Source organism: Pseudobacter sp., assembly GCF_051955275.1.
Taxonomy (GTDB): domain Bacteria; phylum Bacteroidota; class Bacteroidia; order Chitinophagales; family Chitinophagaceae; genus Pseudobacter.
Genome location: NZ_JBQCGW010000227.1, coordinates 1 through 13,185 on the forward strand (window position 1 = coordinate 1; position 13,185 = coordinate 13,185).

The 13,185-nt window shown below is 48.5% G+C and carries 9 protein-coding genes; 7 read left to right on the forward strand and 2 right to left on the reverse strand.

Features of this window, described 5'->3' with window-relative positions; translation table 11 throughout:
* The 6 genes from ACTHMC_RS19855 to ACTHMC_RS19880 all read left to right on the forward strand — a co-directional run.
* On the forward strand, positions 1-266 hold a 266-nt coding region (locus tag ACTHMC_RS19855), incomplete at its 5' end, for a helix-turn-helix transcriptional regulator (RefSeq protein ID WP_440415748.1).
* Positions 267-420: 154 nt separating this feature from the next.
* A complete protein-coding gene (locus ACTHMC_RS19860; protein WP_440415750.1) occupies positions 421-3,531 on the forward strand; it encodes a SusC/RagA family TonB-linked outer membrane protein in 3,111 nt (1,036 codons plus the stop codon).
* A gap of 21 nt (positions 3,532-3,552) precedes the next feature.
* The gene (locus ACTHMC_RS19865) at positions 3,553-5,040 is read left to right on the forward strand and encodes a RagB/SusD family nutrient uptake outer membrane protein (RefSeq protein WP_440415752.1); all 1,488 of its coding nucleotides are present in this window, start codon (positions 3,553-3,555) and stop codon (positions 5,038-5,040) included.
* 144 nt (positions 5,041-5,184) lie between these two features.
* Positions 5,185-6,234 (forward strand): glycoside hydrolase family 130 protein, encoded by a 1,050-nt coding sequence (locus tag ACTHMC_RS19870; RefSeq protein WP_440415754.1) that lies wholly within the window; start codon positions 5,185-5,187, stop codon positions 6,232-6,234.
* Positions 6,235-6,238: 4 nt separating this feature from the next.
* Positions 6,239-7,528, forward strand: coding sequence for an MFS transporter (locus tag ACTHMC_RS19875; protein ID WP_440415756.1), 1,290 nt, complete (start codon positions 6,239-6,241; stop codon positions 7,526-7,528).
* Positions 7,529-7,556: 28 nt separating this feature from the next.
* Entirely contained in the window at positions 7,557-9,281 is a 1,725-nt protein-coding gene (locus ACTHMC_RS19880) for a hypothetical protein (RefSeq protein ID WP_440415758.1), read from the forward strand.
* 82 nt (positions 9,282-9,363) lie between these two features.
* Here ACTHMC_RS19880 and ACTHMC_RS19885 read toward each other — a convergent pair whose 3' ends face one another.
* Positions 9,364-9,753, reverse strand: a complete 390-nt coding sequence (locus ACTHMC_RS19885) for a hypothetical protein (protein ID WP_440415760.1) — start codon at positions 9,751-9,753, stop codon at positions 9,364-9,366.
* An 18-nt stretch (positions 9,754-9,771) separates the two neighbouring features.
* Positions 9,772-10,326, reverse strand: a complete 555-nt coding sequence (locus ACTHMC_RS19890; RefSeq protein WP_440415761.1) for a hypothetical protein — start codon at positions 10,324-10,326, stop codon at positions 9,772-9,774.
* A 210-nt stretch (positions 10,327-10,536) separates the two neighbouring features.
* On the opposite strand from ACTHMC_RS19890, the gene ACTHMC_RS19895 reads away from it, so the two are divergent.
* The gene (locus ACTHMC_RS19895) at positions 10,537-13,059 is read left to right on the forward strand and encodes a hypothetical protein (protein ID WP_440415762.1); all 2,523 of its coding nucleotides are present in this window, start codon (positions 10,537-10,539) and stop codon (positions 13,057-13,059) included.
* The last annotated feature ends 126 nt before the right edge of the window (positions 13,060-13,185 follow it).

Genomic DNA, 13,185 nt, shown 5'->3' on the forward strand with positions numbered 1-13,185 from the left:
CCTCGATCCTGGAAAAAGAACTGGCCATGAGCAAAATGCAATTATACCGGAAGCTCAAGACCATGACCAATATGACGCCGGCAGAATTCATCAGGCATATCCGGCTCAAGCATGCCGCCCACCTGCTGGCATCCACCCAACTTACCGTGTCCGAGATCTTTTACCGGACCGGTTTCAACAACCAATCTTATTTCTACCGGGAGTTCAAAAAACGTTACCAGTGTGCGCCCAATGAGTACAGGCTTCAGCAGTCTGCACAACCATAATTCAGTCTGGTGCTGCATTTGAGCGTTTGAATTGTTACTATAGTACAGTGATTTGGGACTATAGTGCAGTCCCCGGATGGCATCCTTAACTACTTTTAGCTGGTCAAATTATTGGCTAACGATTAGTTTTTTGCAAACAGTAACCCACTGCTATATGAAAAAAAATCTAATGCGAACTGGCGGTTCCCGTCATCCTCTACTCAATAAGGGAATCAGATCGCTGCTCTCTTTGTTAATGATGCTGGCCTGTATGAGTGCAGGCTTCGCTCAAAATCCCATCCGGGTTTCAGGAAAAGTACAATCACCCACAGGCCTTCCGCTGGCCGGGGCTACCGTGGCCGTTAAGGGAGGAGCTGCTTCCACCTCCACCGATTCTCTCGGAAGTTTCACCATTACCGCCCCTGATAATGGTACCCTCGAAGTGACTTATGTAGGGTATAAAAAACAGGAAATTCCCATTGCCGGCAAGACCGTGCTCCTTGTTTCCATGGAAACAACCGATGACGGTCTGGGCGAAGTGATCGTAGTTGGCTATAATACCCAGCGCAGAAAGGCAGTGACCGGCGCAGTTGGCACGGTGAATATGGGGGACGTAGAAGCCAGGAGAGTGCCTGATGTATCCCAGGTTTTACAGGGACAGGTAGCCGGCGTACAGGTGACCCAGAGCACCGGCGCTCCCGGCGATGAGATCAGCATCCGTATTCGTGGAGAAGGCACCATCGGTAATAACAGTCCGCTTTTTGTAGTGGATGGTGTGCCTTCAAGAGATATCACTTTCCTCAACCCCTCTGATATCGAATCCATGACCGTTCTGAAAGATGCGTCTGCGGCAGCCATGTACGGCTCCAGGGGTTCAGCAGGTGTGGTGCTCATCACTACCAGAAGTGGCAGAAAAGGCCGTACCGTGATAGACCTGAATTATTTTGCCGGCGTACAACAGGCAACCAATCTTCCGAAAATGCTGAATGGTCAGCAATACATGAACAAAATGGAAGAGACCTGGAATAATTCCGGTAACTCCGGCACCAATCCATATACAACAGATAAAGGCAGGACTGATCTTGCCAATACCGACTGGCTGAAGGAAACTTTCGAGACCGGTTTTTCGCAGAACCTCCAGCTCACCGCAAGTGGTGGCTCCGATAAAGTACAGTTCCTGTTGTCAGGAGGTTATTACAAACAGGATGGTATTGTAGTGTATGATCATGATCAGTTCAAAAGGATCAGCTTCCGCGCAAATATCAATGCCAACCTCACAGACAGGCTCACGGTAGGTACCAATATTCAGATGGTAAATACGGCACAGGACAGGCTTTCGTCAAAAGGTGATGCGCCAGGCATCATCCGTCATGCCATGATCAGACCGCCGGTGATCCCCGTCCGCAAAGATCCTTCAGACCCAACCTGGTCTGCCAGGGACCCTTTCACCGATCTTCCTTTTTATCAGAGTCCCACTAATTTTCAGGATGTATTGTACGAACGAACCAGTAACCCTGTAGCCATTTCTTATTTCACCAACGATAAGAGAAGCAGGTTTAAAACCTTTGGCAATGTGTTCGGCGAATATGCATTCCTGCGCGAAAAGGAACTGAAGTTCCGTACGAACCTGGGTGTTGATCTCAACTTCATTCATAATAAGGCATTCAACCCCAATTATGGTGATGATGATGGTGGCGGAAATGGAGGTGACAGGGGACAGGGCCGTAAAAACCGCCCTAATTCCCTGACGGACGACAGAGGGGAAGAAATGAATTTCACCTGGACCAATACCCTCAGTTATTCAAAACGATTCAACAAGCATCAGCTCAATACCCTGGTTGGTTCCGAGTATATTACCTGGAGAACTTCCAACACCGGTGGCTCCAGGATGCGTTTCGATTATGATTCACCCAACTTCCAGTACCTGGATTATGGCGGAACTTCTGCCGATATCTGGAATGGCGGTTCAGCCAGTGACCTGGGACTGTTTTCCTTATTCGGAACAGTTACTTACTCTTATGCTTCAAAATATTTCCTCACTGCCAACTTCAGAGCAGATGCCTCCTCCAGGTTTGGTGAGAATAACCGTTGGGGATACTATCCTTCCGCTTCAATAGGGTGGCGAATCAGCGAGGAAGATTTCATGCGTGATATTTCATGGCTGGATGATCTGCGTTTACGCGCCAGCGTTGGTTCGCTCGGCAACCAGGAACTGCCATATTACGTGTACAAGACCCTCTACAAACAGGAAGGAGAACAATACAAGATCAAACGCTATGGAAACCCTGACCTGAAATGGGAGACCACCACACAAACCAACTTTGGTGTGGATCTGGCGATGCTGAGAAATAAACTTACACTCAGTGTTGATTATTTCGTCAAACGTACTTCAGATATCCTGCTTCCGATCGCTCTGCCCGAGATCGTAGGTTCTGTTGATCCTACTTATGTGAATGCAGGAGAAGTGACCAACAAGGGGATAGAACTGGCGCTTGGTTATAAGAATACGGCAGGAGAATTCAAATATGGTATCAATGCAAACTTTGCTGCCATTACCAATAATGTGGAGAAACTGCATCCCAACCTTCCTGCCATTACAGGAACAGTTTTCCGTTCTGTAGCAGGAAGACCGCTCAGCTCTTTCTATGGATATAATATGGAAGGCATCTATCAGAACCAGGCGGAGATCGACAAGCATTTGTTCGGTGCACCGCATACCAATATCAGGCCCGGTTATATCAAATTCGAAGACAGGAACGGCGATGGTATCATCAATGATGCAGACCGTACTTTCATCGGAAACCCCAATCCCAAATACACCTATGGCCTGAACCTTACAGGCAGCTTCAGGGGCTTTGATCTTAATATCCTGTTCCAGGGAGTTCAGGATGTAGATAAATACAACGACCTGAAAAAGATCACAGACTATGATACACGTCCTTTCAATCATAGTACAGCCACATTGGGATCATGGCATGGTGAAGGCACCAGTAATACAATTCCAATCTCTACTTTCAAGGATAACGGAAGCAGCAGGGTGAGCAGTATATTCATAGAAGACGCATCTTATCTGCGCCTGAAGAACGTGGAGCTGGGTTATTCTTTCAGGAACGCATTGAAGCGCGTGGCGCCCGGTATTCAGAACCTCAGGGTATACATTTCTGCCCAGAACCTTTTCACCATCACCAACTACACAGGACTGGATCCGGAATCTACCGATATGGTTGATATGGGTACCTATCCGCTCTCAAGGGCAATCCTGTTTGGTCTGAATCTTACTTTTTAATCAGTGCTAAAAACGATTATCATGAAACCTATTCATATTATAACAGCTGCATTATTGTTATCCGGTGCTGTAGGCTGTAAAAAATATCTTTATAACGATCCGGTTGGAAGTCTCACCCCGGAACAGGTTGACCTGGAGCCCAGGTACGGCACGCTCAGGTCCGCTGTAACTTTCAGCTACCAGTTGCTCAGCGGCAGGTTGAATATACTTGAACAATGGGCCTGGACAAGAGGTACTGTTGTGCGTAACGACTGGATATTGCAGGATATCGCAGCAGGTGATGTGCAACGCAAGTGGAACCTGGATGGTGATCAGGCATGGATGGATGATGTGGCCAACTTCACTTTTACTTCGGAAGGCCCGGCATTTATTGGTCAGTGGCTGTTCAATTATGAGGGCATTGCCCGCACCAATCAGGCCATCGCTTTTCTGCAGGATCCCGTAATACCCGGCAAAGTAGGACTGGAAGAAGATCTGCGCAAGCGCTGGTTGGGAGAAGTGCTTTTCCTTCGTGCCTGTTATTACTTCGATCTCGTAAATTATTATGGTGATGTTCCTGTGCTTCTTACGCCTCTCAAAAATTTCCAGGAAGCTTATGATGTGGCTAAAAGGATCCCGAAGGATCAGGTATGGGCACAGATCAATAAAGACCTGGCAGATGCAAAAGTGTTGCTCCCTGCTTCCAAATACTCGGATAACAATGAAAAATGGCGCGTATCCAAAGGAGCTGTGATTGCCATGCAGGCCAAGGCAGCACTGTACCTTGAAAAATGGAATGATGTGCTCACTTATGTGAACGAACTGGAAGGCCTGGGCTTTTACTCACTCAACGATAATTACTTCGACAGCTTTGATCAGAACAAGGAGTTTGCCGATAATGAAGTGATCTTTGCGTATGACCACAAAACAGGACAGAATCCAAGGAATGGTAATGGCTTTACAGCCTTGATCGGATGGGGCTTTGTGGCTCCCACTGCAAATTTCCTGAATGAATTTGAAGCCAACGATCCCAGGAAATTGTACACTGTAAATGTTGCGCAACAGGCGCCTTATAAATTGCTGGGCACCCTCGATAATTCAAACAAGGGTAATGAGGATGCACCCAATAACAAAGTGTACATCCGTTACGGAGACGTTCTGCTTTGGAAAGCGGAAGCGCTCAATGAGACCAACCAACCTGAGGAGGCCATCGAGCTCATCAATGAGATCAGGGAACGCGCCCGGACAACACCTACTGCGGATGGTTCACCCGTTCCTGCAGGTACCCTGCCTGCGCGTAATACGGCGGTAACGGATAAAGCACAGATCAATACCTGGCTCAGGCATGAAAGAAGAGTGGAGCTCGGCTTCGAGTCACAACGATTCAGTGACCTGAAGCGCTGGAAGATCGCCAAACAGGTACTGACGGATATGGGCAGGAACTTCCAGGATAAACATTATGTATATCCGATCCCACAGAGTGAAGTGGATAAATCTGCAGGCACCATCTCCCAGAATAAAGACTATTAAACAGACAGGGTGTGCCAGTCGCTCGCCTCTGGCGAGTGATTTCTATTCCGTCGCCTCCGGCGACACGGTGTTCGCCGGAGGCGAACCAATATAAGTCACTCGCGGGGACGCGAGCGACTGGGCACTCCGAGATAATTCAAGTGTATGAAAGATCTGGCAAAACGTTTTTCTCAGAATCCACTGCTGGCCCCCAAAGATCTGCCACCCAGCCATGAAGGGCTGGAGATCGCCTGCCTGCTCAATCCCGGCGTGTTCAGGTATAATAATAAAACCTGGCTGATCGTGAGGGTGGCGGAAAGGCCGCAGCAACAGGAAGGTGTGATCTCTTTTCCAATACTAACGGAAAAAGGTATACGAATTAAAGAGATCCCGAAAGACGACCCTGAACTGGATGCTTCCGACGCGCGCGTGATCAATTACAAGGGAAGTGATTACCTCACTACCCTCAGCCATCTCCGATTGGTATGCAGCGATGACGGCATCAACTTCTACGAACCGGAAGGATATCCCAGACTCATCGGGGAAGGCATCCTGCAGGCATTCGGCATCGAAGACTGCCGCGTAACGATGGTGGATGGCAGGTACTACCTGACATTTACCGCGGTTTCTGAGAATGGCGTGGGAGTGGGCATGCGCACCACTACGGACTGGAAGACTTTCAGATCACACGGCATGATACTGCCACCTCATAATAAGGATGTAGCCATTTTTGAAGAACGGATCAATGGAAAGTTCTACGCTTTGCACCGTCCGAGCAGTGTGGACATCGGTGGCAATTATATCTGGATCGCCTCCAGCCCGGATGGTATCCACTGGGGCGATCACCGCTGCATCGTGAAGACCCGGCCCGGTATGTGGGACAGTGCAAGAGTGGGCGCAGGAGCAGCTCCCATCAGAACGGAGAAGGGATGGCTGGAGATCTATCATGGCGCTAATGAACAGCACCAGTATTGTCTGGGTGCCGTGCTGCTCGACCTGGATGATCCTGCCAAAGTGATCGGAAGAACGGAGCAGCCCATTATGGTGCCCTCCGCGGAATATGAGCTGAGCGGTTTCTTCGGTCATGTTGTTTTCACCAACGGCCACCTGGTAAAAGAAGATGGCGATACCGTAACGGTGTACTACGGCGCCGCAGATGAATTCGTCTGCGCAGCGGACTTTTCCATACATGAGATTGTATCACTATTAAAGTAAGTGCATGCTCAATAAACTGAAAAATGAGATCGCGCATTTCAACAGCCAGCCGCACAATTTCCGGATACTGATCCTCACCAACCTGGTGTATGCGATCGTGCTGCCGGTGATCGATATTTTTGTGGCTGCTTATGTGATGCGTAATTCCAATGATCCCACCAAAGTGGTGATCTACCAGTTGACGATCTATACAGGTATCCCGCTCACCTTTTTGCTGAACGGATACCTGCTGAAATATATCAATATCCGTAAACTCTATTCAGCCGGTATGATGCTGAGCGCCGTGAGCATGGTAGTGATGATGAGCCTCAAAGAGCTTGATCTGACGGGCATCGGTATTGCCGGCATCATTATGGGAATGAGCTTCGGGTTTTACTGGGCCAACAGGGATTACCTGGCCCTTGCCATCACCAATGATGGCAACCGTAATTATTATTACGGACTGGAAACATTCTTCTATACCATCATTGCTGTGATCATTCCTGTGGCTATCGGCTGGTTCATTGAATCGCAGGGAGCAGCGGAAAAGATCCAGCGCGCTTATCTCATCATCACCGGATTGGTATTTGTGGTGACGGTGATTGCCAGCATCGTGTGTTTCAGGGGAACTTTTGCCAATCCGGCACAGAAAAGGTTCATCTATTTCAAATTCCATCCGCTCTGGTACCGCCTGCTCTTCCTGGCATTGCTGAAAGGACTGGCACAGGGCTTCCTGGTAACGGCACCCGCCATGCTGATCATGCGCCTGCTTGGGAAGGAAGGCGCACTCGGCACTGCGCAATCCATCGGTGCCATCATTGCTGCTATCATGATGTATGTGATCGGCAGGATGACAAGGCCGGAGCACCGGGTGAAGATCTTTGCATCAGGACTGATCCTCTTCACCATGGCGGCACTGGTCAATGGTATTTTATTCAATGAAATGGGAGTGATCCTCTTTATGCTCTTCCTGTTACTGGCAAAGCCGCTGATGGACCTGGCGTATTTCCCCATTCAGTTCAATGTGATCGATGTTTTGTCGAAGAAAGAAAAGAAGAGTGAGTTTGCCTATATCCTCAATCACGAAGCAGGCCTGTATGTGGGCAGGTTCATGGGAGCGGCCACCTTCCTGTTGCTGGCCTATGGCTATTCCACGGAAGTGGCGCTGCGATATGCCATCATCATCATTGCCGTGCTGCAACTGAGCTCCATCTGGGTGAGCAAACGCATTATCAGGGAAAGCAAAGCGCTCAACAATGGACTGGAAGAAGATAAAATAACGGCGCCGGTTCTGGATCCGGTACATACTTTATAATTTTAATCGAGTACAATTTTCGGCAGGTATGAAACATTCTTTCTGGATTTTTTTAGCAGGTCTATTCATAAGCGGTTGTTCCGGTAATGGCGGTAAACCAGTAGTGCAGAAAAATATTGCGAGGGTTGATAGCATGTCCGCCATTCCGCAACCGCTGAAGCTGATCGATTATGAACAACTGGCGCTGCAGTTCGACAGTACTGCTTATGATTTCAATGCACAGGGAGAGTTCTGGCCACTGGTATGGATCGACAGCACCCGGAAGAATTTTCCGCAGGATGTGGTTGGCCTCTACACAGCCATGGGAGATGTAAGACAGGGCAGGAATAATAACAAAGGCATGTTCCATGAGGCACTCGGCACCATGGGAGGTGTATTGGGCGGCACGCTGGTGGGCATCAATAAAGCCAACCAGGATAACCTGGATTATGTGGGCATGCTCCGCAATTATTACAACCGGGAGACCGGCTGGAATATCATGATGAATAATACAGCTCCTGAAGTGGCGCTGCTGGGTGGCGGTTATGGCCGCGACTGGTGGTATGATGTATACCCGAATGTATTGTTCTATGCCATCTATGATAAATACCCGCATGCGCCGGGTTTCGATACCCTGGCCCGTAATATCGCCGATAAATTCTACCTGGCGGATTCCGTGCTCAATGGAAACTACAATTATTCTTTCTTCAATTATGCCGAACTGAAACCGGTGACCTCGCATATCTGTCCGCAACCAGATGCTGCGGCAGGTCATGCTTATGTATTGTATTCCGCATACAAAAAGTTTGGCGACGAAAAATATCTCAGGGGAGCAAAGAGCGCCCTGAAAGCCCTTCAGTCACAGCCTGCCAATCCCACTTACGAAGTGCTGATGCCTTTCGGGGCTTACCTGGCAGCCCGCATCAACGCGGAGCAGGGTGAAAACTTTGACCTGGTGAAGATGCTCGACTGGAGTTTCGATGGCACCCCCAAATGCCGGGAGGGATGGGGGGTATTGGTGGGCACCTGGAATGGTATGGACATTTCGGGGATCGTGGGAAGTACGGTTGACCATGGAGGTTATGGATTCCTCATGAACACCTATGATATGGCCTGGCCATTGGTGCCGTTGGTAAGATATGATCAGAGCCGCGCCAATGCCATTGGCAAATGGATGCTGCATGCCGCCAATGCCGCCAAACTTTTTTATCCCGATCATATGCCTGCAGAGCACCAGACCTTGTATCACCGGAGGAATATTACAAAAGGAGTGATCGGATATGAAGGGATTGTGCAACGAAGCACATTTGATCAATATGCCAGCATCAAAGCGCCGGTGGCACAGGGTGATGGACCCAACTGGGTGCCCGGCGGCAAGAATCCCGATGTATCCCAGTTCAGTGTATATGGCAGCGCGCATGTGGGCATCTTCGGCAGCATCATCCGCAAAACGGATGTGGATGGTATTCTGCAGCTCAACCTACTGTCTACTGATTTCTTCCGTGACAATGCTTATCCTTCTTATCTCTATTACAATCCTTACAGCGAAAGCAAAAAAGTTCGCATCGCACTGGAAAAAGGAAAACAATTCGATCTCTATAATACAGTTACTGCCAGTTTCATCAAACGCAATGTTACTGACAGTGTTGAACTTGATTTGCCAGCCACAGGTTCTGCAGTGATCATATGTGTGCCGGCACATGGGAAGCAAACGGTTGAAGGCACAAAAATGAGCATTGATGGCGTGGTGGTGGATTATCATTACCAGCAATAATTGATTTACTCAGGACACTGCGAAATAATTGGGGCTGACCAAAATCATTGGTCAGCCCCAATTTCCAATTACCACGGACCAGTTAGTACTTATAGAAATTCTTCTTCGCTTCAATGATCGCTTTCTCTCTTTCTGTTTTAAGTGTACTGATCTCCTTTCTTCTTGCTTCTCTGGTAAGGTCTTTATCCATCCTTGCGGACCTGATCTTGTCTGCATAATTCACCCGGATGGATGACAGTTGCAGATCCAGTCTGCTGGGTGTTGCGGGCACTGTTGGGTAAGGATAGCCCGGGTATCCGTAGAACCCCCAGGGGCCGTACCATGGATTGTACCATCCGCCTCCAAGCACTACTGTAGTGCGGGGTCTGAGATATCCGCCACCATGCCATCCGTGGCCTCCTCTTACGGCGGGCATCGCTGATGCCGCCGTGGCGAGCACTGTTGCCAGTGCTATGATGATGAACTTTTTCATATACTTGTTTTTATCTGTTTACTTATGCATTTCTGCAAAAAAGAGCACATTGCCTTCCGGAGTGACCTGCAAAACGAAATCCTGTTTTCCTTTCTTCATCTCCATGAAATAATTATCCGCATCTTCAAACTTTACGCCGTATAACATCATGTCCGTATCATTGAACTCATTATCGTCGAACATGATCACCCTGCCTTTCTGGTAACCTGCATATTTTTTGTTGATATAATCCTGGGCTGTTTTGGGAAGGTCTTCAAATGATTTGGTGAAGAGGGTACCTACCAGTTCAAATTTATCATCGTAGTAGGCCGTCTGCGTTATGCCATCTTTCGTGAATTTCACTGCATCGAAAAAATTATCGCGGTGCCATACTGCATTGGGAATATTTCCGAAATCACCGATAAATGCCTGTTTTGACTGATAGGAGACCTGCTGACCAGCCAGCTGACGTTTTTCCTTACGTACTTCCTTTTTTTCTTCTTTCACTTCTTTTTTGGAAACCTGTGCGATCTGTTGCGCGTTTGCTGCCAGTGTAACCACAGAGACTGCAAAGAGGATGAATATCTTTTTCATGGTCCTGATATTTTTGTTGTTTACAATATTCAAATCTTGGAATGCCGGGAAGGACTCCGGTTTAACGGGTAGTGCCCGGATAACAAGCGGATAACAATAGCCCGCATTCCGGTGATATTTCCGGCGGATACGGAGCACCCGTTTGGCACTTCGGTTCAGAACTGCAATAAAAGTATCCGGAATCTTGTCATTAGTGCACAACTAATAGCAATGAGCAGAACTTTATCCTTTTTGATCTTCTTTCTCTTCCTCACAGTTGCCGTACAGGCGCAGGGTTTTTTCAAAACTTTCTCGTTGCCGGATAAATCAGAATGGGTGCTGGATGCAGATTCCGTAGCCGGAGGAGGAACGGCCCTTCTTTGTTCCGAACGGGTGCTGATCCTGGACAATGCTGGCAATATCGTGAGGGAATGGCCACTGGGCGGAGGCTGGGACAAAAGCTGGCAGCGTATAGCAATTGCACCTTCCGGGAAAGTGTATGTACTGGTGGAGACCAACCAGAATAATGAAATGATACCACAGATCCATATCTATTCGGCTGGCGGTCAGTTTGAACGGATGGTGGAAATTCCCATGACTATGACCTCCGGACCATATGACATACATTTTTCCGGTGATCAACTTTATCTGAGTTATGTGACGTACCCTGAAGAAAAGCCAAGACGGATCGTAGTACACAGGCTATCACAGGATGGAACAGAGATCTGGCGTAAAGAGATGGCGGAAGGAATGCTGGGGTATTATGCTGTTCGTGCGGATGGCACAGGCGGCATCGAAGCTTCCTATATCAGTCCGGGTACCCGGATGCTGAAGCTGGTGCATTTTGATGAAGATGGTGGCGAGACCGTTAAAGAATTCCTGCAACTCTTTATGGAAGGAGAGATGGGCATACCCACTGCATTCTGCAGAACGCCGGATGGTGGTTACCTCCTGGCAGGCACTGAAAGTACATTCCTGGAAAATGCCGATCTGCTGCTGCTGAAAGTAGGAGCAGATGGAAAAAAACAATGGCTGAAGCAATATGATATCCGGAATTCAGATCTGCTGACAGGAATGGAATATCATGATGGCGGCTATTCCCTGCTTTCCAATTCTGGTTCGATGGATGAAGGCTGGCAGCTGAACTATCAGCAGGATGTTGTTCTGACAAGGATCGGGCTCAATGGCGAACTTCAATGGAAGCGCGCCTTTGGTTCCGTCAATGGGATGGAGGCAGCAACCCGCCTGATGACCAACCGCGATCATGTTTTTGTGAGTGGCTATATGATTCCCTACAATGAAGACCGCTACAAAGGATTCCTGATAAAAACGGATAAGGATGGACAATACCCGCAAACTGTTTTTCCGCATGCATTGCAGACGCAGGATAAATGGAAAGAGGTAGCGCTGCCTTTTGAAACCAAAACCCAGGAAATTGTAAGCAGTTGCGCACTTCCTGATGGCGGTATAGTGGCAGTGATGCAGGTAGTGGGCAATACTGAGCGGACATGGAATGCCTGTGCTTACCGCCTGGACGAAAACGGGCAACAGGTTTGGCGTTTGCCGCTGAGCGATTTCGCATCCAGGGCAAGGGCGCTGAAAGCCAGTCCTGATGGTAGTTTTGTGGCAATACTGGAAGAAGAGGACTGGGGTATCATTGTTCCTAATATTATCAGGTTCAGTGCTGATGGGAAATTGATCTGGAAGAAACAACTGTGGGAGAGCAGGCTGAATGACCTGGTGGTGTTGCCGGACGGAACGATCATGGTCACAGGTTTTGACCTGCTTGAACAGGGAATAGGCTTTCAAACCATGCTGGTAAAACTCGATGCTCAGGGCAATCCACTTGTAAGAAGAATATTTCCGCTCTGGCAGTTATGGAGCATGGGAAACACACTCAGCCTGACTTCTGATCAGCGGGTACTGCTGGGAGGGATGACGCAGAAACCATTCGAACAGGAAAAAAAATTCCTGATGATGAAACTTGATTTCGATGGAAATGACACCTGGACTAAAACATATACCGGGCCTGAACCATCTTCTTCTGCCAGTTTTGTAATCGAAAAGGGGGATCATTATTATATTGGCGGTTATACGGAGCCGTTACCTACCACTAACCGGGATATCTGGCTGGTGAAAACAGACAAAGCGGGTACAAAAGTCTGGGATCATCGCTATGACTTTGATAAAATGGATGAGGCAAATTTTATCATTCCCGTTGGAGAAAAGAGTTTCTGCCTGGCAGGTACAACCGGTGAGCCTGCACTGGGAAGAATGGAACGTTATGGCTTCCTGGCCGAAATACGGGATGATGGGCAGTTGGGCCAGCGGCTGTTTTATGGACAGGAAGGAGCACAGACATGGATCACCGGATTGATACAGGGTGTAAACAATACGGCGCTGTTCACCGCCAATAAAATGTTGCCCTATGGCAATGCAATACCCATGCTGGGTAAGTACGATCCCGGCGTGGTGCTGTCTTCGGATGATACAGAACTGGCAAAACTGGTGATGGTAGGACCTGTTCCGGCAAAGAACGCGGCCTGGCTGAGGATGGATCATCCATATATTGGAAATATTCGCATACTCATTACCGGTATCAATGGAGTTGTACTTCGTCAATTGGAATCCAGGAAGTCCGGTCACAGGCTGGATATTGCATTACCGGTGCAGGGATTGCCAGGGGGAGTGTACCAGGTGGAGATAAAGCTGGATAAAGTCCGCGTGGTGAAGCGGCTCATCATACAGCCATGAGAATTCCCGGGGTCTGCCCAGTCGCGGGCCCCCCGCGCACCCCAAAGAGACCGAAGGGAACGAAAAAAAAAAAAAAAACGGGAAGCAAAACAAAAGGCACCAACCCTGGTTAAATTAAATTTTTTT

Excerpts from the sequence above, each read along its gene's own strand:
- ACTHMC_RS19860 (WP_440415750.1), top strand. The coding sequence starts at position 421 with ATGAAAAAAAATCTAATGCGAACTGGCGGTTCCCGTCATCCTCTACTC.
- ACTHMC_RS19865 (WP_440415752.1), top strand. The coding sequence starts at position 3,553 with ATGAAACCTATTCATATTATAACAGCTGCATTATTGTTATCCGGTGCT.
- ACTHMC_RS19870 (WP_440415754.1), top strand. The coding sequence starts at position 5,185 with ATGAAAGATCTGGCAAAACGTTTTTCTCAGAATCCACTGCTGGCCCCC.
- ACTHMC_RS19875 (WP_440415756.1), top strand. The coding sequence starts at position 6,239 with ATGCTCAATAAACTGAAAAATGAGATCGCGCATTTCAACAGCCAGCCG.
- ACTHMC_RS19880 (WP_440415758.1), top strand. The coding sequence starts at position 7,557 with ATGAAACATTCTTTCTGGATTTTTTTAGCAGGTCTATTCATAAGCGGT.
- ACTHMC_RS19885 (WP_440415760.1), bottom strand. The coding sequence starts at position 9,753 with ATGAAAAAGTTCATCATCATAGCACTGGCAACAGTGCTCGCCACGGCG.
- ACTHMC_RS19890 (WP_440415761.1), bottom strand. The coding sequence starts at position 10,326 with ATGAAAAAGATATTCATCCTCTTTGCAGTCTCTGTGGTTACACTGGCA.
- ACTHMC_RS19895 (WP_440415762.1), top strand. The coding sequence starts at position 10,537 with ATGAGCAGAACTTTATCCTTTTTGATCTTCTTTCTCTTCCTCACAGTT.